We start from the raw sequence: 26647 nt of genomic DNA, 5'->3' as shown, positions 1-26647 counted from the left end.
GAGTAAGGGGATAAATATATGAGCAGTGAAGCAACAACAGCCACATCGCGCTACCACCCGCTGCGTGTGCGCGCGGTGATTGAGGAAACTCACGACACCAAGTCGATTGTGTTTGAGGTGCCGCAGACGTTGGAGGAGCAGTTTCGCTATCGTCCGGGCCAGTTTCTGACACTGCGCCTGCCTATCGAAGGCCGCTATGTGCCGCGTTGCTACTCCATGTCCAGTGCGCCTGCGCTAGACGATGCGCTGCGCGTGACCGTCAAACGTGTGAATCAGGGGCGCGGTTCCAACTGGGTTTGCGACAAGGTTCGCGCGGGCGACATGATTGAGCTGATGCCGCCATCGGGCCTGTTCTCGCCCAAAAATCTGGCGCAAAACTTTGTGCTGCTGGCTGGTGGCAGCGGCATCACGCCGGTGTTCTCTATCTTGCGCACGGTGCTCAAGCAGCATCAGGGCAATGTGGTGCTGTTCTATGCCAACCGCGACGAACGCTCGGTCATCTTCAAAAAAGATCTGCAACAACTCGCGGCGGAATACCCCGATCGACTGCAGATCGTGCACTGGCTCGATTCCGTGCAGGGAGCACCGTCGCAAAAGCAGTTGTCGGCCTGGGCCAAGCCTTGGGTCGGCGCTGCGGGTCAGGCCTTTATCTGCGGGCCGGGCCCGTTCATGGACGCCGCGCAGGCCGCCATGATCGCCGCAGGCATGCCCGCAGAGCAGGTGCATGTGGAGCGCTTTGTCTCGCTGCCCGATGAAGAAACCTTGCAGCAAATGCAGGACGCTGCTGAGCCTGTCGCCGCTGCGGTGGACCAAGCCGTGGTGCAACTGCGTCTCGATGGTGAAGAGTACGAGTTCAGCTGCAGCGGCACCGAGACGATTCTTGAGGCCGGGCTGCGTGCCGGTATCAATGTGCCGTTTTCTTGCCAGGCTGGCATGTGCGCATCCTGCATGTGCCAGGTGCAGGACGGCAGCGTGCATCTGCGCCACAACGAAGTGCTGGATGCCAAGGATCTGGCCAAGAAGTGGACGCTGGCCTGCCAGTCCATCCCCACCAGCGAAAAGCTGCGCGTCAAATTTCCGGAGTAATTTATGTCGAATATTCAACCCGGCGCAGCCGACCTTCCCAACACCTTGCCGGGCATGCTGGCTGAAGCGGTCAGCCGCTATGCGGAGCGCGATGCCATTGTCGAAAATGGCCGCAGCATCAGCTATGCCCAACTGCAGCAACAGGGCCGTCAGGCTGCGCGTGCGTTGATGGCGCTGGGGGTGCAGGCCGGTGATCGCGTGGCCATCTGGGCGCCCAACCTCAGCGAATGGATTGTGGCCGCTTGCGGCGTGCACGCCTCCGGTGCGGTGATGGTACCGCTCAATACCCGCATGAAAGGTGCTGAGGCCGCCGATATCCTGGAGCGCAGCGGCGCCAAGGTACTGGTCTGCGTGGGCGATTTTCTGAACAACTACTACCCCGACTTGCTGCAAGGCCAGCGCCCGGCAACGCTGCAGCATCTGGTGGTGCTGGGTGACAAGGTGCTGCCCAGTGCAGATTTGAGCTGGGCGCAGTTCATGGCTCGTGCCGAAGGCGTGAGCGCCGAGACGCAGCTGCAGCGCGAAGCGCAAATCGGCCCTGACGACACGGCCGACCTGATGTTTACTTCAGGCACCACAGGACGCCCCAAGGGCGTGATGGCCGCACACCGCCCCACGATTTTGGCCTTTAAGGCCTGGGCCGAAGTGGTGGGCCTGACCGAAGGCAGCCGTTACCTCATCATCAACCCCTTCTTTCACACCTTTGGCTACAAGGCGGGCTGGGTGGCAGCCTTTCTGCAGGGCGCTACCGTCTATCCCGAGCAGGTGTTCGAAGCCGAGGCCATCTTGCGCCGCATCGAGGCAGACCGAATCAGCTTTCTGCCCGGCCCGCCCACGCTGTTCCTGTCCATGCTGGCGCATCCGCAACTGGGCAAATACGACCTCGGCTCGCTCAAGTCTGCGGTCACCGGCTCGGCCACGGTGCCGCCCATTCTGATCAAGCGCATGCGTGAAGAGCTGGGCATTCAGAACGTGACCACGGCCTATGGTCTGACCGAATGCGGAGGCTGTGCCACGCTGTGCGAGCCCACAGACACGGTGGAAACCGTGGCCAACACCTGCGGCAAAGCCTTGCCCGGTACCGAGCTGCGCTGCGTGGACGAGCAGGGTAATCCTGTGGATGTGGGCGAAGCCGGCGAAGTGGTGCTGCGCGGCTATCACGTCATGAAGGGGTACTTCGAGGACGATAAAGCCACGGCGGAAACCATCGATGCTGATGGCTGGCTGCACACCGGCGATGTGGGCGTGCTGGACGAACGTGGCTATCTGCGCATTACCGACCGTCTGAAGGACATGTTCATCGTTGGTGGCTTCAACTGCTACCCGGCAGAAATCGAGCGCATTGTCTCCAACCACGCCGATGTAGCACAGGTGGCTGTGGTGGGTTTGCCCGATGAACGCATGGGCGAGGTGGGTTGCGCCTGCGTGGTGGTGCGCAATGGTGTGACGCTGGACAAGGAGGCTTTTATCGCCTGGTGCCGTGCCAACATGGCCAACTACAAGGTGCCGCGCGTGGTTATGCAGCTCGATAGCCTGCCGCTCAACGCATCCAACAAAGTGCTCAAGCGCGACCTGCTTGAGATCGTCAAAGCCAGACTGGAGCAGGCGGCGCAACCTGCCTGAACCGGAGGCAAGAAATTTTGGCCAGCTTTCCCAAAGCGGCCAAAATTCATGGCTATAATTCGTGCTTGTCTGTAAGGTGCTTGCTTTTCAGATATGCGGGAATAGCTCAGTTGGTAGAGCGATACCTTGCCAAGGTATAGGTCGACGGTTCGAACCCGTTTTCCCGCTCCAGATTCGAAAAGGGAAGCGAAAGCTTCCCTTTTTCATTGCATGGCTCGTTATGCCGATGCAATACTTAGGGTGGCAGATTTGTCTGTCGCACCAAGTGGGCCCCGATGGTGAAATTGGTAGACACTGCAGACTTAAAATCTGCCGCTTTTAACAAAGCGTACCGGTTCGATTCCGGTTCGGGGCACCAGGAAATTTCTGCAAAAGCCTGCTTTTTCATTGAAAGCAGGCTTTTGTTTTTGGTGCTGGCTGCAATGGCCGTCATCGTGCAGGTTCGCGCCATCGACGTGAATGCCTCCATGGCTAGGGCCTCAAGCCATCTTGGCTGGCCCGCTCAGCTCAAAAAATCAATATCCAAGCTTGCCGTCGGCGGGCTTTTTTTGCCTCTGTGTCGATGGCCTTGACTGGTGTATTGATAGGGGGAACGTGCGAAAATACCCCCTAAACCGGTGCAGGCTTGAGTTGCGGTTTGCCTGATTGGACAGTTCACGCAATGCTTGCAATATGGAGCCTGTGTGGCGAGCGCTTTGCTTTAATCACCGGACTGTGAGAGAAAAGATGTCAAGTTACAACGCTGCTTTTGAGATTCATGTTCACGGCCAGGTGCTTTTGCGTGCCGACGTTACGTTTGAGCAGCTGCAAGACGCTCTGCGCCCGTTGTGGGCTTATGCGGGTGCGCGTTCGCTCAGTGATGGCGCGCAAAGCTATTACGACGAAGAGCCTGGCATCAAGTTCGACGAGCAGGAGCATGCAGTGCAAATGTGCTGGACAGTGCGTGGTGATGATGACTTTCGCCAGGCGCTGGATGACATGTGCATGGGGCTCAATGAGTTGGCAGAGCAGGGTGCGGCCATTGAGGTGACTTTCTACGACACCGACTTCGACGAAGAAGAGGCTCCCGAAGAAGCACAAAGCCGTGATGATTTCCTGATGCTGTTTGTGGGTCCCAATCCCGCAGCCATCATGCAGGTGCAGCGCGATTTGCTGGTGCAGGATGTGATCAATATGATGGAGCGCCACTTTGACGCTTCGGAGTTGAGCGGCGTGGTGGCGGAGGTCGACAAGCTGTTCTCGCAACGCTTCGAGGCCCTGGTGAGTTCGCTGGAGCTGGGTAAGCCGCCGCGTGGTGCCGGCGGTTCGGGTTCGGGCCACGGCGGCAATCGCCGTCCCCGTCATTTGCACTGAGCCTTTGCTCAGGTGGCCGCCAGGCCGCTGCCATCTCGCCCTCTTGTGTCTGTGCCAAGAGGGCTTTGTTTTTGAAGTGCTTGTCCGACTGCTGTGAAACCGATACCCACCCCGAAATACTCAGGTGCAATCACGCCCCAGATGCGCAAGAAATCGGTGCCTGCGGTTTCCGGGGGCGGGTGTGTGCCAATGGCTTTGCCTTATCTGGCCGGCTATGCCGCTTCGCTGCAAAACAAGGCGCGAGACTGGTTGCAGGCCGGCAAGGCCGGGCAATGGTTGCTGCAAAAATACCCGGCAGCGCATGCCATGCGCAATGACAAGGCTTTGTACGACTATGTAGATGGCCTCAAGTCCGAGCATTTGCGCAATGCCGGGCTGCTGCACAAGGTGGCATATGACAGCAAGATTCATGTGGTGCGCAATGCCTTGGGTCTGCACACCCGCCGTGTCATTACCCATGGGAGCAAGCTCAACACCCGCCACGAGATTCATGTGGCGTCCATGTTCAAGCAGACACCCGAGGCATTCTTGCGCATGATTTGCGTGCACGAATTGGCGCATCTGCGCGTGATGGATCACGACAAGGCTTTCTATCAGCTATGCACCCATATGGCGCCTGATTACCATCAGCTGGAATTTGATGTTCGTCTGTATCTCAGCCATCTGGACGAAGGTGGCGAGCCTCTTTGGAGTGCGCCGGCGGACGTGCCTGCTTGAAGGCTTCAGCAGACCTGCGCGCTGAGTGACGGTACCTGTACCTGGGCGCAGGTTTGTGCCGGCAGATCCAGCCAGCGCTGGGCGGCGGCTTGCAGTGCACTCAGGCTTCCGGTCGTCATCAGCTGTATCTGCCCCGCTCCTGCAATCACTTCGTTGGATGCTGCCTTGATTTCGGTGACCAGCGTGTGGTGCTGCTCCAGCATGCGGCGAGTCTGGCGTGCCACGGGAGCGCCGGTGTCCAGGAACTGAATATCAGGTCCTAGCAGTGCGCGCAAATCGTCTTTGACAAACACGTAGTGGGTACAACCCAGCACCAAGGTGTCCATTTGCCCGGTTTTTTGGCCAAAACTACCTAAAGCTTGCGTATATGTGGCGCAGAGTGCTCTTATTTCGGTAGTTTCCGGGTCTGCGGGTAGTGGTAACTCCGTGCTGCGCTCTATGGCTTTTGCCAATCCGTCGCAAGGCTGTAGATGAAAGCGAGCGCGCTGACCGTGTTCTTCAACCAAGCGTGCCACGCGATAGCTGGTAATGGTGCCGCGCGTAGCCATCACCCCCACGTGGTGGGTCTGGCTGGAGTAAGACGCAGGTTTGATTGCCGGTTCCACGCCAATGACCGGCAGATCCGGCATCTGGGCGCGCAATGTCTCCACGGCCGCAGCCGTGGCGGTGTTGCAGGCAATCACCAGAATTTTGATGTCATGCTGCTGGCGCAGGTACTGGGCGATGGCCAGAGTGCGTTCCTGCACAAAGGCGTCGCCGCGCGCATCGCCGTATGGGGCGTTGCCACTGTCGGCCAGATAGACAAAATGCTCATGAGGCAGCTCATGCCTCAGGGCTTGCAGCACGCTCAGGCCGCCAACGCCGCTGTCAAAAATGCCTATGGGTGAGTTGAAAGTGGGCATGGAGCTGGCGTTTCGCAGAGTATGGTCAAAACTGGGCTCGAGTATGCGTCGTATCAAGCAGCTGAGGTGAGCTTGGGGACATCACAAAGATTCGCTGCAGTGGCTTGTTGGCCTTGGGTTACTCCAAGTAAAAACAGTACTTGTTGTTATGTTGCGCATCATTCATGCAAATCTCCTTTATCGGTGTTTATTTGCATGGATTGCACAAATTCTCCGAAAAAGGATTGGCGCACGTTCAATAGTGCTGAAAGAGAACCTGCTGGGTATTGTTCAAAGCTCTCGCGATCAATGCAGAATTCGAAAAAAAGATACCCAACGCCTTTGATCTTGAACTGATAGGGGCAGCTTTTGCCTGAGCCACGCTTTTTCTCCACCATGGCCGTTCGGCTGCTGTCCTGGCCTAGCAGCACGGTGTAGGCCATAGGCAGGCTGGACGAAATATTCAGCCACAACACGCCAAAGAAAAAAGCCAGGCAAAGCGGTGCCATCAACCAGCGCTTCAGTGGGCTATAAGTGAGCCAGGGGCCAGCCGGTCGCCATAGGCCGCGCCGATACAAAGCCCGTAGCAGCATGCAGCTGGCAGCTATCAAGAGCAGGGTCAGATAGGTTGCCGTGATGCGCCAGTGAGGTGCGGGAAGGAATCCGCGCCAGAAAATGGGCGCCAGTGCGCCCAGCAAGCAGAGCAGGAATACCGATATCAGCCATTTCTGGTGATTAGGCGTTCCGTTTTGCCAAAGTCCATTTATCTTCCGGTTCATGCCAAAGCTTCCAGTTTGGGTCAGAGACTATGCCAGCCTGTTTTAGATGCTCGGTACGCTTCGCAGGTATGCCGCAGACCCTGCGGGCAGGAAGAGTGCCCGCAGTCTGCTTGACTCAGGAGCTGCCCGGAGACTGATAACTCCGGATAGGCATGATGGACTGAATGGTGTTGAATACCGTTGTGAATGTTTGGGAATTGACTCTTTTTTGGTGAAATGGGTCTGCATACAGGTGCTCTGAGGTTTTGCTCTGATCAGATTGCTACCATGCCTTTTCTGATAGTAATTGAAGGTTATCGTTGGATTAAATCCTGTGGATGCTCAGGTTTTTATAGCGGGGCAATAAGCGCTTGCCCCTAGAATGGTTCGCCCATGCCCCTGATTACCCTCGTACTACTTCCCTTCGTCGGCAGCCTTCTGGCTGCCTTTTTGCCTGCAAATGCACGCAATTCAGAGTCAACTCTGGCAGGCATCATTGCTCTGGTGTGTGCGGTACAGGTGGGAATGTTGTTCCCCGAGGTGGCTGATGGGACGGTTCTGCGCCAGGAAATCGCCTGGTTGCCAGCGCTGGGTCTGAATCTGGTTATTCGCATCGACGGCTTCGCATGGATGTTTGCCATGCTGGTGTTCGGCATCGGAGCACTGGTGGTGCTCTATGCCCGCTACTACATGTCGCCGGCCGATCCGGTGCCGCGTTTTTTCTCCTTCTTTCTCGCCTTCATGGGAGCCATGGCAGGTGTGGTGCTGTCGGGCAACATCATTCAACTGGTGTTTTTCTGGGAACTGACCAGCCTTTTCTCATTTTTGCTGATCGGTTATTGGTATCACCGCAAGGACGCGCGCCGTGGCGCGCGCATGGCGTTGACGGTAACGGGTACCGGGGGGCTGGCCATGCTTGCGGGCATGCTGGTGCTGGGTCATGTGGTGGGCAGCTACGATCTGGACAATGTGCTGGCCGCGGGGCAGCAGATTCGCGATAGTCATCTGTATTTGCCGGCATTGGTGCTGATCTTGATGGGTGCACTCACCAAAAGTGCTCAATTTCCATTTCATTTCTGGCTGCCCAATGCCATGGCTGCGCCCACGCCGGTATCTGCATATCTGCACTCGGCCACCATGGTCAAGGCCGGCGTATTCTTGCTGGCCCGCATGTGGCCAGTGCTGGGAGATACCGATGCCTGGTTCTGGATGGTGGGTGGGGCAGGTGCCTTAACTTTGCTTATCGGCGGTTATTGCGCCATGTTCCAGCATGATCTCAAGGGATTGTTGGCATATTCCACGATTTCCCATCTGGGCTTGATCACATTGCTGCTGGGATTGAATAGCAAGTTGGCAGCGGTGGCCGCCGTGTTTCACATCATGAATCACGCCACGTTCAAGGCCTCGCTGTTCATGGCGGCCGGCATTGTGGACCATGAAAGCGGTACGCGCGATATCCGCCGCCTCTCGGGCTTGCGGCATCTGATGCCGATTACGGCAACTCTGGCTTGCGTGGCCAGCGCGGCCATGGCGGGCGTGCCGCTGCTCAACGGCTTTATCTCCAAAGAGATGTTTTTTGCCGAAACCGTCTATCTGGATGCCGCACCCTGGGTCAAGACGGTGCTGCCGGTGGCGGCTACGGTGGCGGGCATGTTCAGCGTGGCTTATTCGCTGCGCTTTACGGCCGATGTGTTCTTTGGCCCCAAGGCCACGGACTTGCCGCATACCCCGCATGAGCCCCCACACTGGATGCGCGTGCCTGTGGAGTTGTTGGTCATGGCCTGTCTGATTGTGGGCATCTTCCCGGCCTGGGCCGTGGGTGGGTTTCTTGCCGCTGCGGCAGGGCCTGTAGTCGGAGGCGAGTTGCCTGAGTACAGCCTGGCGATTTGGCATGGCTGGAATATGCCGCTGATCATGAGCCTGGTGGCTTTGGCAGGCGGCATTGTTCTCTACACCATGCTGCGCTGGCAGCGTGAGCTGGGGCGTTTTGACGATACGCCGCTTCTTGGCCGTATCAGCGGCAGCCGGGTGTTTGAAAACCTGCTGGCGCGCATCACCCTGGCCGGTCGTGCGGGCCGCAGGGCGCTGTCCACGCGCCGGCTGCAGTGGCAGATGCTGTGGCTGGTCTGCGTGGCCATCGTTGCCCTGGCTTTGCCGCTGTGGCTGCAAGGCATGAAGCTGGGAGATCGTGGCACCTTGCCCATCTCGCCCTCGTTTGTGTTGCTGTGGATCATTGGCGGCCTGTGTGCCCTGGGCACGGCCTGGAAAGCCAAGTACCACAGACTGACGGCGCTGATCATGCTGGGCGGGACAGGCCTGTGTACCGTGCTGACCTTTCTCTGGTTCTCTGCCCCCGACCTAGCCCTGACCCAGCTGGTGGTGGAAGTGGCCACCACGGTGCTGATGCTGCTGGGCCTGCGCTGGTTGCCCAAGCGTGACAAGGCCATGCGCACCAATGACAGTTTTGACGCGCGAGCCAAGGTGCGCCGTCTGCGCGACCTGATTCTTTCGCTGATTGCCGGTGGCGGCATGGCCTGGCTGGCCTTTGCCATGATGAGTCGCCCCTTCTACGAAAGCTCTTCCACCTTCTTCCTGGAGCATGCTCTCAGCGGTGGCGGCGGCACCAATGTGGTCAATGTGATGCTGGTGGATTTCCGCGGCTTTGACACCTTTGGCGAAATCGTGGTGCTGGGCATTGTGGCCATTGTGATTTATGCGCTGCTCAGGCGCTTTCGCCCCGCGCGCGAAACCATGGATATTCCGGAGCAGCAGCGCTATGTGCCAGGAGACTTGCAGACCGATCTGTTGAATCCGCGCAACGCCAGCGACACCGCGGTGGGCTATCTCATGGTGCCCGCCGTGCTGGTGCGATTGCTGCTGCCGTTTTCCACGCTGGTGGCCGCTTACATCTTTATGCGTGGCCACAACCAGCCCGGCGGCGGTTTTGTCGCAGGCCTGGTGTTCTCTGTGGCTTTGCTCATGCAATACATCATCTCCGGCACGCACTGGGTGGAGGCTCACCTGCCGCTGTATCCACGCCGCTGGATCGCGGCCGGCCTGCTGTGCGCTCTGGCCACGGGCATGGGCTCCATCGTGGCTGGCTATCCTTTCCTGACCAGTCACAGCTTTGACTTCGAATTGCCGCTGCTGGGCCACATACATATAGCAAGTGCTACGTTTTTTGATATTGGCGTGTTTGCGCTGGTGGTTGGTTCCACCATGCTGATCTTGACTGCGATTGCCCACCAATCGGTACGTGGCCACCGTTTTCATGCGCGTCTGATCGAAGAACGTGAACAAGAAGCCAAGGAAGCGGAGGCTGCCGTGCAGGCGGCGACTGCCGAGGCATTGGCCCGAGGAGGTATGTGATGGAATTGATTCTGGCTTTGGCTATCGGTGTACTCACCGGCTCGGGCGTGTGGCTGCTGCTGCGCCCACGTACTTATCAGGTCATCATGGGCTTGGCCCTGATGTCCTATGCCGTCAATCTCTTCATTTTCAGTATGGGTCGCCAGGGGCTGGCCATCAACAAGGCCCCGGTGCTGCGTAACGGTGTGCCCACCGATCTGGCCCACTATGCCGATCCCATGCCCCAGGCGCTGGTGTTGACCGCCATCGTCATCGGCTTTGCCATGACGGCACTGTTTCTGGTGGTGCTGCTGGCGTCGCGCGGCTCCTCGGGGACCGACCACGTGGATGGCGTTCATTCGCGCACCGAGCAGGAAATGCTATGACGCAGTGGATCGCCAATCTGATGCCGCATCTGATGCTGGCACCCATCATGCTGCCCATGTTCACGGCGGCCTTGATGCTGTTCCTGCGCGAGGAGCATCAGCGCTTCAAGCTGGGTATGAACCTGATCTCCACCGTGATCGGGCTGGCAAGCGTGATCATGTTGCTGGGCTGGACCAATCAGGCCGGCGCGCCTGTCACCATGGCCGTTTACATGCCGGGCAACTGGCCTGCGCCCTTTGGCATTGCACTGGCGCTGGACCGTCTGACGGCACTAATGTTGTTGGTCACTTACGTGGTGGCCCTGGCTGCGCTGATGTTCTCGGCGGCGCGTTGGCATAGAGCCGGCGTGCATTTTCACCCGCTGTTCCAGTTGCAGCTCATGGGCTTGTGCGGTGCGTTTCTGACGGCCGACCTGTTCAATCTGTTCGTGTTTTTCGAGATCATGCTGGCCGCATCCTACGGCTTGCTGCTCCATGGTTCGGGCCGCACCCGCATACAGTCCGGCCTGCATTACATCGCCATCAATCTGGCGGCGTCCTCGCTGTTCCTGATCGGCGTGTCCATGCTCTATGGCATTACCGGCACGCTGAACATGGCCGATCTGGCCCGCGCCATTCCCCAGGTGCATGAGGCGGATAGAGGCTTGCTGCATGCGGCCGCCGGTATTTTGGGCACGGCCTTTCTGATCAAGGCCGCCATGTGGCCGCTGAATTTCTGGCTGGTGCCGGGCTATAGCGCTGCCACGGCACCGGTAGGTGCGGTGTTCGCACTCATGACCAAGGTGGGGGTCTATGTCATCTTGCGTCTGTGGACGCTGCTGTTCAGCTCGGAGGCCGGTGCCTCGGCCCTGTTCGGCAGCAGCTGGCTGATTCTGGGCGGCATGGTCACCATGGCGTTTGGTGCCATCGGCATGCTGGGCTCGCAGCGCCTCACGCATATGGCAGGCTTTGCGGCCATTCTTTCGTCGGGAACCTTGTTGGCCGCCACGGGCTTTGGCGAGAACCTGCTGACGGCCGGCCTGCTTTATTACCTGCCCAGCTCCACCCTGGCCGTCAGCGCCTTGTTTCTGATTGCCGACGTGGTGGACCGCTGGCGCGCCGATGAAGAGGAGGGCGAACCCTACGAGGATGATGAGGCGCCGTTTCTCAACGCCGAGCTCCTGCCCTCCGTGGGCTTCAATCTTGACGAGCATGAAGAGCTGTTGATCGGCCGGGCGTTTCCGGCGGCAGCGGCCTTTGTGGGTCTGAGCTTCATGGTCTGCACGCTGCTGATTTCGGGTCTGCCGCCGCTGTCGGGCTTTGTGGGTAAGTTTGCAATGCTCACCACCTTGCTCAACCCGCTAGGGCTGGGCACCTCCAATGGCATGCTCATGGGATGGATGGGTTGGTTGATGGTGGCTTTGCTCATCGTTACCGGCTTGATGGCGCTGGTGGCGCTGACCCGTGCCGGGATTCGCCACTTCTGGGCCAATCCCGAACAGAGCGCACCTTCGCTTCAGGTGGCCGAAGGCCTGCCCATTGCCTTGTTGCTGCTGTGCTGCGTGGCCTTGACGGTCAAGGGCAATGACGTCATGCGATACACCCAGCGCGCGGCCAATGCCCTGCATTCGCCCGATGTCTATGTGCAAACCGTGCTGGGCATGGAACCGGTGCCGGCTCCCAAGGAAAAGAAGGCGCTGGAGCAAGCCAGTCCGCAGGCTGCGGCGCGTGCGGCTGCACTGGCCATGGAAGAGCCGCCGGTGGAAGGCATTTCTGCGCCTGAGCCTGAAGCCGAGTTGCAGGCGCTGGGCGCCATGAAGCTCAAAACCAGCGGCAATGCATTGGCACACAAGGAGATGCGCCCATGAAAAATCTCATGAAAAGCATCTTTCCCGCACCGCTGCTATCTGTGGCGTTGCTGGTGCTGTGGCTGCTGCTCAACCGTTCGGTCAGCTCGGGCTATATCGTGCTCGGCGTCCTGTTGGGTCTGCTGATTCCCATCTTGCTGCGCGGCCTGCGTCCCTTGCCGGTGCGCGTCAGTCATCCGCTGACGATTGTTCGCCTGGCGCTGCAGGTGGTGTGGGATACCTCGGTGTCCAATTTCAATGTGCTCAGGTTTTTGCTGTTCCCCAAAATGCGCAGGCACCCGGCTGCGTTTGTGCACATTCCGCTGGATTTGCGTGACCCCAACGGCCTGGCCGTGCTGGCCATGATTGTCTGCCTGACGCCGGGCACGGCTTGGGCGGAAATTTCTCGGGATCGCTCGATGCTGCTCATCCATGCACTGGAAGTGAATGACGAGCAAGAGGTCATAGACCACATCAAGCAATGCTATGAGCGCCCGCTGATGGAGATTTTTGAATGAAACTCTGGTTCTATTGGGTCATAGGTCTGGCCTTGGCCATGTTGCTGGTGGCCATGGGCTGTGCCGTGGTGCGCTTGCTCAAAGGCCCGCATGCACAGGATCGCGTGCTGGCGCTGGACTGCATGTACCTCAACGGCATGCTGGTCATGCTGGTCATGGGCATTTTGTACGACAGCACCAATTACTTCGAGGCCGCTTTGCTCATCGCCCTGTTTGGCTGCGTGGGCTCGACGGCCATGGCCAAGTTCCTGCTGCGCGGCGAGGTGATCGAATGAGTACGGATGTCATGGGCGCTGATCTGCCGCTATGGGCCCAGGTGCTGGTGGCCGCACTGGTGCTGACCGGGGCGTTGATCGCGCTGCTGGGCTCGCTGGGCCTGGTGCGTCTCAAAAGCTATTTCGAGCGCGTGCATGCGCCTTCCATCATTGCCACCATGGGCTGCTGGTTGATCATGCATGCGACCTGGATTTATTTCTCGGTCAGCGGCCAGGGCTTTGTCATGCACTCGGTGCTGATTGCGATTTTCATCGCCGTGACCGTGCCCATCACCACGATTTTTCTGATGCGCGCGGCCTTGTTCCGTGGTCGCAGGGCGGGAGAGCCCGTGCCCCTGACCTTGAGCAATCTGGTGCGTAACGAGCCACAGGAAGCAAGCGAAATGGCTGAAGGCGCCAAGCCTGCCGAACCCCCCGATGGAGCTGCCAGCGAGGGCTCTGCCAAGGCATAAGCAGACCGTTGCGGTTTGCGCTAGATTGGTTTCATGCTCAATATTCTTGCCATCTGCGTTGGCGCCTGCCTGGGTGCCTTGTCGCGCTGGTGGCTGGGCCTGTGGCTGAGTTCGGGCGCTGCACTGCCTTGGGGCACGCTGGCCGCCAATCTGATCGGCGGCTACCTGATCGGCATTTTTGTGGCCTTGTTTCAGACCCTGCCCCAGCTGGACCCGGCCTGGAGGCTGGCCATCATCACCGGTTTTCTGGGAGCGCTCACGACGTTTTCCAGCTTTTCCTCCGAGGTGATCGTCATGCTGCAGCAGCAGCGCCTGGCTGCTGCGCTGGGCTGGACCGGCCTGCATTTGTTTGGCTCGTTGACCATGACTTTCATGGGCATGCAAAGCTGGAGTTATGTGACCGGCCGATGACGCGGCCTGTGCTTTGTTGCATTGATGACTATGGCTTCAAGCAATGCTGGCGAATAGAGGCCAAATACTGGCTCAGGCTATGAGTTTGTGAGCGTATAGTGCAATCATCATCTGCGCTGCAGGCGCATTTGACGGTTTGTTAGTTAGGCCACAGCCAGCAGCAGCCACAGCTTTTTTCCAGATGCTGTGGCCAAATGAAAGTCGGCTGGCTGAGCTGTTTTAATGAGTGAGGGTCCATGCAAATCTCTTCTCCCCTTTCCGACACCGATCTGGCCAATGCCTGGACTGAGCTGCACAACGATGCACACAACGGTAAGCCGCTGGAACCCCAATCCAACCGACTGGCATTTGCCGATCCGGAATTCATGTTCCGTCGCGAGACGCGTGGCATCCGCATGCAGCTGGAGCTGCTCAAACCCGATCTCTCCCAGATTGAGCGTGGCATAGAGCACACCGTGGTGGTCTACGGCAGCGCCCGATTTGTGGATGCCGAGCAGGCCGCAGCACAGCTGGCCGAGGCGCAGAAAAGCGGCGATGCGCAAGCGATTGCGCTGGCCCTGCGTGCCGTGCGCAATGCCGAGCGCTATGAGGCCGCCCGTGCCTTCGCCCATATTGTGGCCAGCGAAGGCATGAAACTACCGCCGCAAGAGCGTTTGTATATTTGCACCGGCGGCGGGCCCGGCATCATGGAAGCGGCCAACCGCGGTGCCCACGATGCAGGTGCGCCCAATATCGGCTTGAATATCGGTTTGCCGCATGAGCAGCATGGCAACCCCTACATCACGCCCGATCTGAGCTTCAAGTTCCACTACTTTGCCCTGCGCAAAATGCACTTCATGATGCGCGCCAAAGCCTTGGTGGCCTTCCCCGGCGGCTTTGGCACCATGGACGAGCTGTTCGAGGTGCTGACGCTGGTGCAGACCCACAAGAGCAAGCCGGTGCCGGTGATTCTGTTTGGTTCGGAGTTCTGGAAGAAGGTGCTCAACTTTGATGCACTGATCGAGGAAGGCACGATCTCGGCCAAGGACCTGAACCTGTTTCGCTATACCGACGACCCGGCCGAAGCCTGGCGCTTCATCCAGCAGTACTACAACGAAGGCTGGACTGTCTGAACACGGCAATCTGCTGCCAATCCAAGAGCTGCCTAGGCAGCTCTTTTTCATGGCTTCGGAGTGAATGGGTTTGCCATATGTTTCATAGCGTTTGGCACTTGATTCATAAGCGCTGCAGCCTGAAATGGCTTGAAGTCAGCCGTGCATGGCCTGCTCGGCCAGTTGCTGTGCGCGTCGAACCGAGATGCCGTCGCGCTGATCCCTGGCCAGCGCATCGCTGGCGTTCTCGCTTTGGTGCAGCACGACGCGTGGGCGCGTACCGTCGGTTTGAATCCATACATCGGCGCCGCGGCTTTGCTCTGTGGGGTAGATGCCTATGCGATTGGCCAGCCAGCCAAAAAAGCCATCTCCTGGCTGGGGCTCGTCAAAGGTATCGAGATAGCGCTTGAAGCTTTTCTCGCTGGCAGAGACCCTGACACCCCAAAGAAATGGATCTTCCACGCCAAGAATGGGTACTTCAAGTAGGGCCCGGACAAAGTATTGCGTGCCTTCGGGGGAGGCAATCACGCAAAAGTCGTCGCTGAGCTCGGCAATGTCCCGCTTTTCTTCCTCGCTGAGCTGGGTGTAGGGCGAAGGTGCATCAAAGCCAAAGCTGGGAGAGCCTTCATGAATCTCGTCGCAGCTGGTGCAGCGGAAGGCGAATAGGGCGGCCATCAACAGACTCCGGAGTTTCAGTCAATTTTGCGAAAGACCAGGACGCGATTATTTGCAGGCATGGCCTGATCTTGCTGTAGTGCCAGACCGTGTTTGCGGGCCAGCGCTTCGATATCTTCAAAGTGGCGTATGCCGCTGTGGGGATCGCGCGCGCGCAGCCAGGCATCGAAGGCGCGGTTGCTGTCGCTGGTGAATTTCCATCCGTAATTGAAAGGCCCGTAAACGGCCAGCACGCCCTGGTCAGGCAGATGCCCCGCCAGGGCAAACAGCTTTTGCACCAGCGGCCAGGCCACGATATGGCAGGTGTTGCTGGTGAAAATGGCATCCGGGGGCGTCGCAAGCTTCGGCCATTCGCTGCAGCTCAGGTCCAGCTCCAAAGGCGGGCGCAGATTGGGCGCCGGGTGCGCCGCATGCCAAGCCTGGATGCCGGTGTGATTCTCGGCCAGATCGCTGGTTTGCCAGAGCAGATGCGGTAGGCGGGGTGCAAAGTACACGCTGTGCTGGCCGGTGCCGGAGCCGATTTCCAGCACATGGGCGCGGTCGGAAAACACGGTTTGCAGCACCTCGAAGATGGGAGCCTGGTTGTTTTCACAGGCCTGTGAAAAGGGAAGTGCGCTGGAGTTCATGCCGGGAGAATAGGTGGAAAAACGGGGCTTATGCTTGCTGAGTTGGCCTAGCGAATGAGCCGGGCGAGAGCCTGTTTCTGAGTATGTCGGATCATGCCGCGCTCAGGGTTTGAAGCGGATCTGCATTTCGGGCCGTTGATCGAGACGGCCCATGTTCCAGCGGTAGGAGCCTTGGCCCTGCGCCGGTGTGACATTGGCATTTTGCGAGATCACCTGGGCATTGGCCGGAAGACGAACCTGCAGCGTGCCATCGACATGTATGCCCAGCTGGGCCAGATTGCTTCCTTCCTTGTTCTTCAGTGCCTTGGCGGCAATGGTCATCACACCCTCCGCATCGGTTTGCACGCTGAACATGTCCAGCAGCTTCAGTGGCTCGCCCGCGGATCGGCTGCCATCCATCTCCAGTGTGTAGCGTGCATTGCCCAGATAGACGGCTTTCTTCACGTCCGGCTCCTCGCTGAGTTTCTGGGCTTCGGCCGCCAGGCCCTGGTGATCCTTGTCGCTGAGCACGCCTTGCCGGTGCTGCTTCAGCAAGGCCATGGCGTCGACCACGGTGCCGTTGAAACGGTAGCTATAAGCCGCATCGGGGTGAATCGTGATTCTGGCGCTAAAGCGCTCGGGCACCAGGCAGCCGCTGAGCATGGCCGAAGCAGCCAGAGCGCAGAGCCTCAAAGGCAGGGTTGTGGGCATGCACTCTGCTTTCTTTTAGCGGGGTGGCGTTGCAGGTGGCTGGGGCTGGCCTTCGAGCCGCTGCAGGCTCTGATCCATGCAAGCCCATTGGGGGGCACTGGAGGCCCAGATATTCATGACCGGGCGGATGGAGGAAGGATCGTCCAGGTTGCCGGCGCGCACCACGCGAAACTGCGGACGGGCCGATGAAAAGGCAAACAGCTGGGAGCCGCACTGGGGGCAGAACTGGCGGGTGATTTCATTGCCGCTGGCCGCTGTCTTGCGGAACTCGGCCAACTGACCCGATACCGTGAGCGCTTCGGTGGGAATCATGAAGTTGACCGTGCCATTGGCCGCCAGGTGCTGGCAGTCGCGACACCAGCACACACGCGGCATCTGTGGCTCGGCGTTCAGCCTGAAGCTCACGGCACCGCAAAGACAATGGCCAGTTCTCTCGCTCATGGGCTCTCTCCTCGAATCAATGGACTGGCCCATGGTAACGGCTGTCGGCGCCAACGGGGTCGGCATCTACCCAAGGTGAGGTGTGCAGACCGATCGTTTGGTGTCAGAGGCGGAGCAGGCAGCACGCTGCGCGGTGGAGGCTTGCTAGGGTGCCGGGCAGGCCAGATGGCTGCCACGGCTGCCGCGCAGCACGCTGCCTGCGGTCAGGCTCAGGCGAGGCGAGATGTCCACTCCTGCGGCGGCCAGCACGCTGGCGGTCCAGCGGTTGCAGGTATTGAGCAGGTGGTAGCTGCCGTTGGCCAGATAGAACTGGCTGTCGCCATAGATGCCGGGGCCAGCGTCCACGGGCTGCCCACCTGTGGTACGGGCAAAGCTGTCGGCAATCACTTCGACCATGCGTTCATAGGCCTGGCCGTCCACGCAAAGGCTGGCGGCATCGCTGCCTTGCAGAAACCGGCTGGTATCCGGCACGGCCACCACATGCATGACCGAACCACGGGATGCAAACAAGGCCTCCAGTGCTAGGCCGGCAGTGATGCTCTTGGCCCGGTAAAAGCCCACATCGCCCCAGCCGATCTCATAGTAGGCAGCCCCCGGAAAGCGCTGGCGCAGGGAGGGCAGCCGTTCATGCAGAGCTTGCGCCGGCAGCACAATGCCGGCATGCCAGCCGTTGGCTACGATATGAAGGCGCACATTGCCGGTAACGGCGGCGGTCGAATTGTGCCGGGGCTGCCAGTGCCATACCAGCCAGCCCATAACGCCCAGGGCGAGGACGGCCAGTATCAGTGGCTTGAGTCGGGTGCGCGTGTCCGGCTTGAGATCACTTCGGCCCTGAGGCGGCGGCTTTGGAGTCTGATACTGGTTGCTCATAATTGAATAGCTGTTTGCGCTTGATTCTCAAGGGATACAGCGTCAAAAGAGCATAAGTTCTCAGCACTGCCATAGCAACTTGGCCGAGCCACCCGCGCAGCTGCAGCGAAATATATAGGCGCAGCCGCCACCACCGAAGTTCATCTCGGTCTTCCAGTCCGGCCCTTGTTCCAGCTGAGCCACAAACTCCATGGGCTGGCGGCAGCTGTCGCACTGCGGTGTTTCATCGTTTTGCAGCCAGGAAGGCTCTCCGCCCAGTTGCCCCAGCACTTCGCGGCCCGGTTTGGCAGAGCTTTCCATCCACTGGCTTCTGGCCTGGTCGTAGTCCGCCGCATCGACCGTCAGCAAACTGGCGCCATGGCGTGTCTGGCGCAATGTCTCGCCGTCGGCAGGCGGTTGTAGCAGTTGCAGCTCGGAGGTGCCGACGGCGATCACCTGGTTGCCGCCGCCATCGGCATCCCACTCTTCACAGAGACCAGGATCGTTCTGGCACATAAAGAGCAGCAGCAATTCGTCGGATGCGCTCCGGATCTGCCCCAGAAACTGCATGGCTCCTTTGCATGTCCTACAAGCAGGCCACTGCACCCAGCCCTGCGGCGCACTGGGTTGGCCGCCAAACACGGTTTCGGCACTGGGCCCTGCATTGCAGTCTGGGAGATGGAGCAGCAAGGTGGTCATGGTGGAATGTTCAAGCGTGAGTTTGGGCGTCAGGCGGCAAACACGGGGCGAAAGAAGGAGCGCTCGTAGCTGATGATGCAGCGCGTATCCGTCGCATATTGAAAGGCGGCCTGGCACTGGGCATCTTCCATGGAACGGGCTCGGTAATCCTCGTACAGGGCCAGCGAGGGAAAGCTGAACATGGCAAGGGCAATATTGTTGGCCCCTTCCGAAGGCAGAAAGTAGCCATGGTGGGTGCCGCCAAATTTCTCCACCAGCGGAATCCACAGCTTGCCGTAATGCTCGAACTCGGCCAGCTTGTAGGGGTCGACGACATAGCGCAGATAGCAGGTGATCATGAAAGCTTTCCTGTATGGATTCAGTCAACAAGGCCGACGGCCCAGGCCTGAGGGTTTTGCTATTGGAACAAGAGCTAGTAGCGTATATGAAACAAGGCGTTGAGGGTCAAAATACTTAAAATTTCAATTCCGTCATTGATCAGGGCCCGCTAGCCGCAGTCAGCTCTATGCGCATCCAAGCGCAAGGCAAGGCAGCGCGATGCACAGACGGGCATGAAAAAACCGCCCGAAGGCGGTTGGATGGATGCCCAAAGCGTCAGTGCCGATCAGGCTCCGGCCACGCTGATGCCCTTGAACTCGCCGGTGGCAATCTTTTCTTTCCACACGGCGGGGCCGGTGATGTGGGCGCTGGTGCCGCCGGCATCCACGGCCACGGTCACAGGCATGTCGACCACGTCGAATTCATAGATGGCTTCCATGCCCAGGTCTTCAAAGCCCACCACTTTGGCGTGCTTGATGGCCTTGGAGACCAGATAGGCTGCGCCGCCCACGGCCATCAGATAAGCGCTCTTGTGCTTTTTGATGGCTTCGATGGCGACCGGGCCGCGCTCGGACTTGCCGATCATGGAGATCAGGCCGGTCTGCGACAGCATCATGTCGGTGAACTTGTCCATACGGGTGGCGGTGGTCGGGCCTGCAGGGCCGACCACTTCGTCACGCACGGGATCCACGGGCCCCACGTAGTAGATCACGCGGTTGGTGAAGTCCACGGGCAGCTTCTCGCCCTTGGCCAGCATGTCCTGAATGCGCTTGTGGGCGGCATCGCGGCCGGTCAGCATCTTGCCGTTGAGCAAGATGGTGTCGCCGGGCTTCCAGCTGGCCACTTCTTCCTTGGTCAAGGTGTTGAGGTCCACGCGCTTGGACTTGTTGTAGTCCGGTGCCCAGTCGATTTTGGGCCAGGTGTCCAGCGATGGGGCATCGAGGAACACGGGACCGCTGCCGTCCATCACGAAGTGGGCGTGGCGGGTGGCGGCGCAGTTGGGGATCATGGCCACGGGCTTCGATGCCGCGTGCGTGGGATACATATTGATCTTGACGTCCAGCACCGTGGTCAGGCCGCCCAGACCTTGGGCGCCGATGCCCAGGGCGTTGATCTTCTCGAACAGCTCCAGACGCAGCTTTTCCACGTCATCCAGCTCTGCACCGCTGGCAGCCTTGGCTTGCAGCTCGTACATGTTCAGGTCTTCCATCAGGCTTTCCTTGGCCAGCAAAACCGCTTTTTCAGCCGTGCCGCCAATGCCGATGCCGATCATGCCCGGGGGGCACCAGCCTGCGCCCATGGTGGGGATGGTCTTGAGCACCCATTCCACCAGGTCGTCGCTGGGGTTCATCATGATCATCTTGGACTTGTTCTCCGAGCCGCCGCCCTTGGCAGCCACGGTCACATCCACCTTGTCGCCGGGCACGATCTGCACGTTGATCACGGCGGGGGTGTTGTCCTTGGTGTTCTTGCGCTTGAAGTGGGGGTCGGCCACCACCGAGGCACGCAGCGTGTTGTCGGGGTGGTTGTAGCCGCGGCGCACGCCTTCGTTGATGGCATCTTCCAGTCCCATGGTGAAGTCTTCCCACTTCACGTCCATGCCCACCTTCAGGAACACGTTGACGATGCCGGTGTCCTGACAGATGGGGCGCTGGCCGGTGGCGCTCATCTTGGAGTTGGTCAGGATCTGGGCCATTGCATCCTTGGCCGCAGGGCTTTGCTCGCGCTCATAGGCGCGGGCCAGATGCTGGATGAAATCCGGCGTGTGGTAGTAGCTGATGTACTGGAGGGCACCTGCGATCGAATCGATCAGGTCCTGCTGGCGGATGGAGGTCGTCATCGTGAAGCTTCTCGGTTGGCAAATTTTGCGCCAGGGGTGGGCGCGGGAAAACTTTTTTGGTAGCCGCCGATTATCGGCGCAAGCGTCTGCGCTTGCAGCTCAAAGCCGACTAGTCTTATATAGGACTTGAGGTGGGCGAGCTTACTGCATACCGTGAACTGAGGGGTAGCGCTGGGACACTCTATTCATCAAAAATGAGAGCTAAATACGTACGTTTTAAAAGCGCTTTAGGCTTGTTTGATTAGATATTTCGACCATGAAAATACCGCCCTGATGCCCAGCTGCTGACCGCTCGGCACCCATGCAGGCTCTGAACTCTTGAGCCGGCATGGGGCAGGGCACACAATGCGTGGGCAAGGCGTTAGGGGGTGTGAACGAGGGGCGCTTGCGCAGCGCAGTCTGGCCGTGCCCGCTCAGCAGGTCAGACTGCCCATCACCGAATCCGAGAAATCGGCCGCTCCGTCCGGTTTTTGGCCCTGGGCCCAAGCCAGCAAGGTTTCGGCAGGCATGGGCTTGGCATACAGATAGCCCTGCAGCTCGTCGCAATGCATGGCCAGCAGAATGTCGCGCTGGCCTGCGGTTTCCACCCCTTCGGCCACGACGCGCAGGCCCAGAGCGTGGGCCAGGCGCACCACGGCATCCACCACGGCACGGGCATCGCCCTGGGTTTCCAGGTCGCGGATGAAGCTGCGGTCGATCTTCAGCTGCTGTGCGGGCAGCTGGCGCAGATAGTTGAGGCTGGAGTAACCGGTGCCGAAATCGTCAATCGACAGATAGACGCCGATGCGGCGCAGTTCCTCGAAAGTACGCTGCGTGGCCTGGGTGTCTTCCATGGCCACGGATTCGGTGATCTCGCACAGCAGCATGGAGGCGTCCACACCCTGATGCTCCAGGGCCTGGGCGATGCGTTCGGCCAGACCGCTTTCGCGCAGCTGGTGCACCGACAGATTGATGGCCACGCGCATGTTCAGGCCCGTCTGCTTCCACTGCGCCAGCTGGCGGCATGCTTCCTGAATCACCCAGTTGCCCAGCGCGTTGATGATGCCAAAGCGCTCGGCCAGCGCAATGAAGACCTCGGGGCTGACCATGCCGCGGGTGGGATGGTTCCAGCGCAGCAGTGCTTCGGCACCGATGATTTGCCCGAGCTCGGCGTCGATCTTGGGCTGGTAGTGCAGCGAAATCTGGCCGCGCTGTATGGCATGGCGCAAATCGTTTTGCAGCTCCAGTTGCTCGGCCGCATCGCCTCCCATATGGGGCTCGAAGACGGCGTAGCCATTGCCGCCGTTGCGCTTGGCGGCATACATGGCCGCGTCGGCATTGGCAATCAGATGCTCGCGATCCCCATGGTCGGGGTGAACCACCACGCCGATCGAGCAGGTGATCTGCAGCTCTTTGCCGGCCACCTGAAAGGGCTCGGCCAGGCTTTTGAGAATCCGGTTGGCCATGGTGATGCAGGCCGTGATGTCCTGCACATCTTCCAGCAGCACCAGAAACTCGTCGCCGCCCACGCGCGCCACGGTATCGCTGTTGCGTGCCTGTGCGTTCAGGCGCTGTGCGGCGCTTTGCAGAATCTGATCGCCCGCCGCATGGCCGAAGGAATCGTTGATGGGCTTGAAGCCGTCCAGATCCACAAACAGAATGCCCAGGCGCTCCTTGACTCCCAGGTGATTGGTGCGCTCCATGCGCAGCAGTGCATGCAGCAGCCGGTCTTCAAACAGCAGGCGGTTGGGCAGATTGGTCAGCGGGTCGGCAAAGGCGCGCTTTTGCAGCTCGGCATTGGCGTTCTGCAGCCGCGCATTGCTTTCCTGCAGCGACTGGTTGAGTTGAAAAGCCGTGCTTTGCAGGCGCGCGTCCAGCAGCGTGGTGAACAAGGTGCTGATCAGCAGCATGGCCGTAGTGATCAGGATCACGGTGGTCAGCTCGGGGCCGGCCAGGGCATCGGCGCTCAGGCACAGAGCCCCTTGCGCGAAGTGGGCCGCCGACATACCTATGTAATGCATGCCGCAAATGGCCACGCCCATGATCAGCGAGGCCAGCGTCTGAAGCGCAAAAAGACGTTTGCCCCGGACGTGAAACAGTACGCGAAACAGGGTCAGCGCCGTGGCCGAAGCCAGCACGGCCACCAGCACCGACACCAGAACCAGCACCGGATCCCACTCTATGGGCACCGACATCACAATGGCGTGCATGCCTATGTAGTGCATGGCACAGATGCCGCCGCCCATGGTCAGCGCCCCTAGGGTCAGCTGCGGCCAGCGGAAATTGGGCATGGCGGCCAGGCCCAGCGCAATCCCCGAGGCGATCACGGCCGCAACCCAGGAGGCCAGGGTCATCAGGCCTTCGTATCCCAGCGTGATGGGCAGCTGGAAAGCCTGCATGCCCAGAAAGTGCATGGCCCAGATGCCGGTGCCCATCACCATGGAACCGCTGATCCACCAGACCCGTCCTATCTGTCTGTTGGCCAGGCGCACGCGCCGGGCCAGATCCAGGGTCACAAAAGAGGCCAGGACCGCAATCGCAATCGAGGCTGCCACGACAAGCGGGTTGTAGCTTGAGGGCATGTAGCTGCTGGTTGTATAGAGGGGGAGTTCAGCAAACATCGAATCGGTATTGCGCAGGGTTCTGAAGCCAAGCAGTCTTGGCTCCTCCGGGGGGAAACGTACTGTAACTATTCACCGCCGACCTTGGGGCCACGGGGATGTTGAGAGCCTGTTCTCAAACGGGGTGCTTGGCCTGCAGTAGCATCTGAGGGTTTGGGGCGAGGTATCGCCCTTGTTTTGCGGCCCACGGCAGCCAGAAGACATCCAGCCAGCTGCACCGCGTTGTATTGCCAGGAGTGAATCCCAATGACAGCCACCCGCCAGGAAAAAGACACCTTCGGCCCTATCGATGTGCCCGCCGACAAGCTCTGGGGCGCGCAGACCCAGCGCTCGCTACTCAATTTCGACATTAGCGGCGAGCAGCAGCCGCGCGAAATCATCCACGCACTGGCGCAGGTGAAAAAAGCGTCGGCCACGGTGAATCAGGCCCTGGGCCTGCTGGACGAGAAGAAATCCAAGGCCATCAATGCTGCTGCCGACGAGGTCATTGCCGGCCAGCATCCCCATGAGTTTCCGCTGGTGGTCTGGCAGACCGGCTCGGGCACGCAGACGAATATGAACGTCAACGAGGTGTTGGCCAACCGTGCCAGCGAACTGCTGGGCGGCGAGCGCGGCGAAGCGCGTCTGGTGCATCCCAATGACGATGTGAACAAAAGCCAGTCCAGCAACGACGTCTACCCCACGGCCATGCATGTGGCGGCCGTCACGGCCATCGAGCACAAGCTGCTGCCGGCGCTTGCCAAGCTGCGCACCACGCTGCAGGCCAAGAGCGAAGCCTTTGCCGACATCGTCAAAATCGGTCGCACCCATTTGCAGGACGCCACGCCGTTGACGCTGGGCCAGGAAATCTCCGGCTGGGTGGCGCAGCTGGCCCATGGCGAAAAACATGTGCGTGCCGCACTGCCTCATTTGTACGAGCTGGCGCTGGGCGGCACGGCCGTGGGCACGGGCCTGAATGCGCCCAAGGGTTATGCCGAGGGCGTAGCCAAGGAGCTGGCCCAGCTGACCGGCTACCCTTTCGTCACCTCGCCCAACAAGTTCGAGTCCCTGGCCAGCTGTGATGGCCTGGTCCATGCGCACGGCGCCTTGAAAACGCTGGCGGCCAGTCTGATGAAGATTGCCAACGATGTGCGCTGGCTGGCTTCCGGCCCGCGCAGCGGCCTGGGCGAAATCTCGATTCCCGAGAACGAGCCCGGCTCGTCCATCATGCCCGGCAAGGTCAACCCCACCCAGTCCGAAGCGGTGACCATGCTGTGTGCCCAGGTGATGGGCAACGATGTGGCCATCAACATCGGCGGCGCCTCGGGCAATTTCGAACTCAATGTATTTCGCCCCATGGTGGCGCACAACTTCCTGCAAAGCGTGCGCCTGCTGGCCGATGGCATGGTCAGCTTCAACGACCACTGTGCCGTGGGCATAGAGCCGAACAAGGCACGCATCGACGAGCTGGTCGGCCGCTCGCTGATGCTGGTGACGGCGCTCAACACCCATATCGGCTACGACAAGGCGGCCTATATCGCCAAGAAGGCCCACAAGGAGGGCAGCAGCTTGCGCGATGCCGCCATTGCCAGCGGCCATGTGACGGGCGAGCAGTTTGACCAGTGGGTGGTGCCCGAGCAGATGGTGGGCAATCTGTAAGCCTCAGCGGGCCGCGCAAAAACCCAGGGCTTGAGGTGAATCGACCTCAAGCCCTTTTTTCATCGGTGCATGCTGCTACTCAACTGGTAGCGGCGCATGAGTAAAGCGCGAGCCTGCTTTCCGGGTTGCGCTTACAGACCCAGAGATTGGAGCAAATCGTCGGTTTCGGACTGGGCGCGATCGGCCGCCAGTGTTTTTGTTGCCCGGCTGTCTTGCCCGGCCAGGGCCATCAGGGCATCCGGGTCCGGTTTTTCCTGGGGTTCGAAATCCTTGATCTTGACGAACTCCATATGGTCCATGGCCAGCTCAAGATAGAAGATGTGGTTATTGCCGGTGTAGAAGGTCACGCGCCGTGCTTCGGGGGCATCGAGGTTGGCGTCCACGCTCAGATTGACCTGCTTGTTCAGGCGAATCATCTTGGGCTGGCTCTGGGTGATATAGGTTTGCAGCTCGCGCTGCACCTTGCTGGTGAAATCGCCCACCACCTGGTTCATCAGCTCGCCCATGACGTTGCTCACGTCGTCGGAGGTGTAGGAGCCGGCCAGATCGCTCTCGCCCATGCCCATGGTCAGCAGATAGCTGCGGTAAAGCTCCATGGCGGCTTCGGCCGAGAAATTGATGATGATGAGACCGGAGAAGCCGCCATCGACCAACACAAAACAGCCTATATCGGGCTTGAGGCTGGTCTTGGTAATGCGCTGCACCATGCCTGAATACCGGATAGGGCACTGGGTTGCCAGTTGCAGCACTCCGGAAACGGAGTTGCACAGGCTGATCAGCACGTCTTCCGTGCCATGAACAATGGGGGCTTGGTGTGGGCTCATGGCCTGATTATGTATGCAACACTTTGTTGCATGCAGCACTTGGCGTCGATCTGACAGCCTGGGTCTCTGGTAACGTGCGCGCAGTGCAAGATTGAAGAGGTATTCATGCAAGACAAGCTGTGGCGGCTGGCGGGCAGTGCAATGGTGGTGCTGAGTTTGGCCGGTTGCTCGACCATGACCGACAAAGTGTCTCAGACCGTGAGCAGCACCTGGAACAAGACCTTATCCAGCCTGAGCTGGCAGAGCCAGCCCAAGACCGAGTCCAAGCCCGAGGCCGCTTCGCCTTTCAAGCCGGCGGCGCAGGCCGCAGCCGCCAGCCGTTTGCAGCCCAGCAAGGCCGGCGGGCGCTGGCAAGGCCTGTATCAGCTGCAAGGTGACAAGGGCAGTTTTCAGGAATGTGCCTCGGGTCAGACCATCGGGCTACTGGCAGAAGGCGATAACGTGCTGCTGGAGCAGGCCTATCTGAATACGCGCAGCAGCGCCACGGCCAGCATGCTGGCCGTGGTGACGGGGCAGGTAGTGGAGCTTCCTGCCGCCGATCCGGTGCTGGCCCAGCAGGGCCACAAGATGCTGGCGCTGCGCGTAGAGCGCTTTGTCAGCCTCTCCAGCAAGAATTTCTGCCGCCCAAAGCGCGGGTTGGAGATAAATCCGGGCATAAAAAACCGGCAGAACCTGCCGGTCATCAATTTCCATAGCTGATAGCGCAGATGGCATATGGGCTA

The 26647-nt window shown here is 59.8% G+C and carries 26 protein-coding genes and 2 tRNA genes; 16 read left to right on the top strand and 12 right to left on the bottom strand.

What is annotated here, in order from left to right; translation table 11 throughout:
- The first annotated feature begins 18 nt into the window (after positions 1–18).
- From ACNAZA_RS11100 to ACNAZA_RS11075, 6 genes are all read left to right on the top strand, one after another.
- A complete protein-coding gene (locus tag ACNAZA_RS11100; RefSeq protein WP_415796626.1) occupies positions 19–1086 on the top strand; it encodes a 2Fe-2S iron-sulfur cluster-binding protein in 1068 nt (355 codons plus the stop codon).
- A gap of 3 nt (positions 1087–1089) precedes the next feature.
- Positions 1090–2709, top strand: a complete 1620-nt coding sequence (locus ACNAZA_RS11095; RefSeq protein WP_415796625.1) for a FadD3 family acyl-CoA ligase — start codon at positions 1090–1092, stop codon at positions 2707–2709.
- Between the two features lie 95 nt (positions 2710–2804).
- Positions 2805–2880, top strand: a tRNA-Gly gene (locus ACNAZA_RS11090).
- Between the two features lie 98 nt (positions 2881–2978).
- A tRNA-Leu gene (locus ACNAZA_RS11085) sits at positions 2979–3067 on the top strand.
- A 368-nt stretch (positions 3068–3435) separates the two neighbouring features.
- Positions 3436–4062 carry a DUF6806 family protein gene (locus ACNAZA_RS11080; RefSeq protein WP_120966900.1) on the top strand — a complete coding sequence of 209 codons (627 nt, stop codon included), beginning with the start codon at positions 3436–3438 and terminating at the stop codon, positions 4060–4062.
- A gap of 141 nt (positions 4063–4203) precedes the next feature.
- Positions 4204–4779 (top strand): YgjP-like metallopeptidase domain-containing protein, encoded by a 576-nt coding sequence (locus tag ACNAZA_RS11075; protein ID WP_415796624.1) that lies wholly within the window; start codon positions 4204–4206, stop codon positions 4777–4779.
- Between the two features lie 5 nt (positions 4780–4784).
- On the opposite strand, the gene murI is transcribed toward ACNAZA_RS11075, so the two are convergent.
- Positions 4785–5681, bottom strand: a complete 897-nt coding sequence (gene murI / locus ACNAZA_RS11070) for a glutamate racemase (protein ID WP_415796623.1) — start codon at positions 5679–5681, stop codon at positions 4785–4787.
- A gap of 158 nt (positions 5682–5839) precedes the next feature.
- A complete protein-coding gene (locus tag ACNAZA_RS11065) occupies positions 5840–6439 on the bottom strand; it encodes a hypothetical protein (protein WP_415796622.1) in 600 nt (199 codons plus the stop codon).
- Positions 6440–6811: 372 nt separating this feature from the next.
- Between ACNAZA_RS11065 and ACNAZA_RS11060 the strand changes: the two genes are divergently transcribed.
- The 8 genes from ACNAZA_RS11060 (at position 6812) to ACNAZA_RS11025 (ending at position 14746) form a co-directional block, all read left to right on the top strand.
- The gene (locus ACNAZA_RS11060) at positions 6812–9787 is read left to right on the top strand and encodes a monovalent cation/H+ antiporter subunit A (protein WP_415796621.1); all 2976 of its coding nucleotides are present in this window, start codon (positions 6812–6814) and stop codon (positions 9785–9787) included.
- A complete protein-coding gene (locus tag ACNAZA_RS11055) occupies positions 9787–10152 on the top strand; it encodes a Na+/H+ antiporter subunit C (RefSeq protein WP_120966904.1) in 366 nt (121 codons plus the stop codon). Before ACNAZA_RS11060 ends, ACNAZA_RS11055 begins: the two co-directional genes overlap by 1 nt.
- Positions 10149–11999: a monovalent cation/H+ antiporter subunit D gene (locus tag ACNAZA_RS11050; RefSeq protein ID WP_415796620.1), complete on the top strand. Its 1851-nt coding sequence runs from the start codon at positions 10149–10151 to the stop codon at positions 11997–11999. The genes ACNAZA_RS11055 and ACNAZA_RS11050 overlap by 4 nt, the downstream gene beginning before the upstream one ends.
- On the top strand, positions 11996–12496 hold the full coding sequence (locus ACNAZA_RS11045; protein ID WP_415796619.1) for a Na+/H+ antiporter subunit E: 501 nt from the start codon (positions 11996–11998) through the stop codon (positions 12494–12496). Before ACNAZA_RS11050 ends, ACNAZA_RS11045 begins: the two co-directional genes overlap by 4 nt.
- On the top strand, positions 12493–12771 hold the full coding sequence (locus ACNAZA_RS11040) for a K+/H+ antiporter subunit F (protein ID WP_415796618.1): 279 nt from the start codon (positions 12493–12495) through the stop codon (positions 12769–12771). The genes ACNAZA_RS11045 and ACNAZA_RS11040 overlap by 4 nt, the downstream gene beginning before the upstream one ends.
- Positions 12768–13223: a monovalent cation/H(+) antiporter subunit G gene (gene mnhG, locus ACNAZA_RS11035; RefSeq protein WP_415796617.1), complete on the top strand. Its 456-nt coding sequence runs from the start codon at positions 12768–12770 to the stop codon at positions 13221–13223. Before ACNAZA_RS11040 ends, mnhG begins: the two co-directional genes overlap by 4 nt.
- 33 nt (positions 13224–13256) lie before the next feature.
- A complete protein-coding gene (gene crcB, locus ACNAZA_RS11030) occupies positions 13257–13634 on the top strand; it encodes a fluoride efflux transporter CrcB (protein ID WP_415796616.1) in 378 nt (125 codons plus the stop codon).
- Positions 13635–13870: 236 nt separating this feature from the next.
- Complete coding sequence (locus tag ACNAZA_RS11025) at positions 13871–14746, top strand: LOG family protein (RefSeq protein ID WP_415796615.1); 876 nt, start codon at positions 13871–13873, stop codon at positions 14744–14746.
- 135 nt (positions 14747–14881) lie between these two features.
- Here the strand turns inward: ACNAZA_RS11025 and ACNAZA_RS11020 are convergent, their stop codons facing one another.
- From ACNAZA_RS11020 to ACNAZA_RS10980, 9 genes are all read right to left on the bottom strand, one after another.
- Positions 14882–15400 (bottom strand): DUF2199 domain-containing protein, encoded by a 519-nt coding sequence (locus ACNAZA_RS11020; RefSeq protein WP_415796614.1) that lies wholly within the window; start codon positions 15398–15400, stop codon positions 14882–14884.
- Between the two features lie 17 nt (positions 15401–15417).
- Entirely contained in the window at positions 15418–16026 is a 609-nt protein-coding gene (locus ACNAZA_RS11015) for a DUF938 domain-containing protein (RefSeq protein WP_415796613.1), read from the bottom strand.
- A gap of 102 nt (positions 16027–16128) precedes the next feature.
- Positions 16129–16716, bottom strand: coding sequence for a hypothetical protein (locus ACNAZA_RS11010; RefSeq protein ID WP_415796612.1), 588 nt, complete (start codon positions 16714–16716; stop codon positions 16129–16131).
- Between the two features lie 15 nt (positions 16717–16731).
- Entirely contained in the window at positions 16732–17157 is a 426-nt protein-coding gene (locus ACNAZA_RS11005; protein WP_415796611.1) for a GFA family protein, read from the bottom strand.
- 144 nt (positions 17158–17301) lie between these two features.
- Positions 17302–18027: a TIGR02117 family protein gene (locus tag ACNAZA_RS11000; RefSeq protein ID WP_415796610.1), complete on the bottom strand. Its 726-nt coding sequence runs from the start codon at positions 18025–18027 to the stop codon at positions 17302–17304.
- Between the two features lie 60 nt (positions 18028–18087).
- Positions 18088–18576, bottom strand: a complete 489-nt coding sequence (locus ACNAZA_RS10995; RefSeq protein WP_415796609.1) for a hypothetical protein — start codon at positions 18574–18576, stop codon at positions 18088–18090.
- A 158-nt stretch (positions 18577–18734) separates the two neighbouring features.
- Positions 18735–19043, bottom strand: a complete 309-nt coding sequence (locus ACNAZA_RS10990; protein WP_415796608.1) for an NIPSNAP family protein — start codon at positions 19041–19043, stop codon at positions 18735–18737.
- Positions 19044–19309: 266 nt separating this feature from the next.
- Positions 19310–20863: a fumarate hydratase gene (locus ACNAZA_RS10985; RefSeq protein WP_415796607.1), complete on the bottom strand. Its 1554-nt coding sequence runs from the start codon at positions 20861–20863 to the stop codon at positions 19310–19312.
- Between the two features lie 413 nt (positions 20864–21276).
- Entirely contained in the window at positions 21277–23424 is a 2148-nt protein-coding gene (locus tag ACNAZA_RS10980; RefSeq protein ID WP_415796606.1) for a putative bifunctional diguanylate cyclase/phosphodiesterase, read from the bottom strand.
- 285 nt (positions 23425–23709) lie between these two features.
- Between ACNAZA_RS10980 and fumC the strand changes: the two genes are divergently transcribed.
- A complete protein-coding gene (fumC, locus tag ACNAZA_RS10975; RefSeq protein ID WP_415796605.1) occupies positions 23710–25101 on the top strand; it encodes a class II fumarate hydratase in 1392 nt (463 codons plus the stop codon).
- A gap of 131 nt (positions 25102–25232) precedes the next feature.
- On the opposite strand, the gene ACNAZA_RS10970 is transcribed toward fumC, so the two are convergent.
- A complete protein-coding gene (locus ACNAZA_RS10970) occupies positions 25233–25925 on the bottom strand; it encodes a DUF3334 family protein (RefSeq protein ID WP_415796604.1) in 693 nt (230 codons plus the stop codon).
- 105 nt (positions 25926–26030) lie between these two features.
- Here ACNAZA_RS10970 and ACNAZA_RS10965 point away from each other — a divergent pair, with 105 nt between their 5' ends.
- Entirely contained in the window at positions 26031–26624 is a 594-nt protein-coding gene (locus ACNAZA_RS10965; RefSeq protein ID WP_415796603.1) for a hypothetical protein, read from the top strand.
- Positions 26625–26647 lie beyond the last annotated feature (23 nt).

Origin of the sequence: Comamonas aquatilis, from assembly GCF_965139575.1 — a bacterium.
Classification (GTDB): domain Bacteria; phylum Pseudomonadota; class Gammaproteobacteria; order Burkholderiales; family Burkholderiaceae_C; genus Comamonas; species Comamonas aquatilis.
The sequence above is the reverse complement of the archived record's forward strand: the minus strand, read 5'-3'. Positions and strand labels throughout refer to the sequence as shown.

Bases quoted from the DNA above. Each gene is read 5' to 3' on its own strand.
- ACNAZA_RS11100 (WP_415796626.1), top strand. From the start codon at position 19: ATGAGCAGTGAAGCAACAACAGCCACATCGCGCTACCACCCGCTGCGT.
- ACNAZA_RS11095 (WP_415796625.1), top strand. From the start codon at position 1,090: ATGTCGAATATTCAACCCGGCGCAGCCGACCTTCCCAACACCTTGCCG.
- ACNAZA_RS11080 (WP_120966900.1), top strand. From the start codon at position 3,436: ATGTCAAGTTACAACGCTGCTTTTGAGATTCATGTTCACGGCCAGGTG.
- ACNAZA_RS11075 (WP_415796624.1), top strand. From the start codon at position 4,204: ATGCGCAAGAAATCGGTGCCTGCGGTTTCCGGGGGCGGGTGTGTGCCA.
- murI (WP_415796623.1), bottom strand. From the start codon at position 5,681: ATGCCCACTTTCAACTCACCCATAGGCATTTTTGACAGCGGCGTTGGC.
- ACNAZA_RS11065 (WP_415796622.1), bottom strand. From the start codon at position 6,439: ATGAACCGGAAGATAAATGGACTTTGGCAAAACGGAACGCCTAATCAC.
- ACNAZA_RS11060 (WP_415796621.1), top strand. From the start codon at position 6,812: ATGCCCCTGATTACCCTCGTACTACTTCCCTTCGTCGGCAGCCTTCTG.
- ACNAZA_RS11055 (WP_120966904.1), top strand. From the start codon at position 9,787: ATGGAATTGATTCTGGCTTTGGCTATCGGTGTACTCACCGGCTCGGGC.
- ACNAZA_RS11050 (WP_415796620.1), top strand. From the start codon at position 10,149: ATGACGCAGTGGATCGCCAATCTGATGCCGCATCTGATGCTGGCACCC.
- ACNAZA_RS11045 (WP_415796619.1), top strand. From the start codon at position 11,996: ATGAAAAATCTCATGAAAAGCATCTTTCCCGCACCGCTGCTATCTGTG.
- ACNAZA_RS11040 (WP_415796618.1), top strand. From the start codon at position 12,493: ATGAAACTCTGGTTCTATTGGGTCATAGGTCTGGCCTTGGCCATGTTG.
- mnhG (WP_415796617.1), top strand. From the start codon at position 12,768: ATGAGTACGGATGTCATGGGCGCTGATCTGCCGCTATGGGCCCAGGTG.
- crcB (WP_415796616.1), top strand. From the start codon at position 13,257: ATGCTCAATATTCTTGCCATCTGCGTTGGCGCCTGCCTGGGTGCCTTG.
- ACNAZA_RS11025 (WP_415796615.1), top strand. From the start codon at position 13,871: ATGCAAATCTCTTCTCCCCTTTCCGACACCGATCTGGCCAATGCCTGG.
- ACNAZA_RS11020 (WP_415796614.1), bottom strand. From the start codon at position 15,400: ATGGCCGCCCTATTCGCCTTCCGCTGCACCAGCTGCGACGAGATTCAT.
- ACNAZA_RS11015 (WP_415796613.1), bottom strand. From the start codon at position 16,026: ATGAACTCCAGCGCACTTCCCTTTTCACAGGCCTGTGAAAACAACCAG.
- ACNAZA_RS11010 (WP_415796612.1), bottom strand. From the start codon at position 16,716: ATGCCCACAACCCTGCCTTTGAGGCTCTGCGCTCTGGCTGCTTCGGCC.
- ACNAZA_RS11005 (WP_415796611.1), bottom strand. From the start codon at position 17,157: ATGAGCGAGAGAACTGGCCATTGTCTTTGCGGTGCCGTGAGCTTCAGG.
- ACNAZA_RS11000 (WP_415796610.1), bottom strand. From the start codon at position 18,027: ATGAGCAACCAGTATCAGACTCCAAAGCCGCCGCCTCAGGGCCGAAGT.
- ACNAZA_RS10995 (WP_415796609.1), bottom strand. From the start codon at position 18,576: ATGCAGTTTCTGGGGCAGATCCGGAGCGCATCCGACGAATTGCTGCTG.
- ACNAZA_RS10990 (WP_415796608.1), bottom strand. From the start codon at position 19,043: ATGATCACCTGCTATCTGCGCTATGTCGTCGACCCCTACAAGCTGGCC.
- ACNAZA_RS10985 (WP_415796607.1), bottom strand. From the start codon at position 20,863: ATGACGACCTCCATCCGCCAGCAGGACCTGATCGATTCGATCGCAGGT.
- ACNAZA_RS10980 (WP_415796606.1), bottom strand. From the start codon at position 23,424: ATGCCCTCAAGCTACAACCCGCTTGTCGTGGCAGCCTCGATTGCGATT.
- fumC (WP_415796605.1), top strand. From the start codon at position 23,710: ATGACAGCCACCCGCCAGGAAAAAGACACCTTCGGCCCTATCGATGTG.
- ACNAZA_RS10970 (WP_415796604.1), bottom strand. From the start codon at position 25,925: ATGAGCCCACACCAAGCCCCCATTGTTCATGGCACGGAAGACGTGCTG.
- ACNAZA_RS10965 (WP_415796603.1), top strand. From the start codon at position 26,031: ATGCAAGACAAGCTGTGGCGGCTGGCGGGCAGTGCAATGGTGGTGCTG.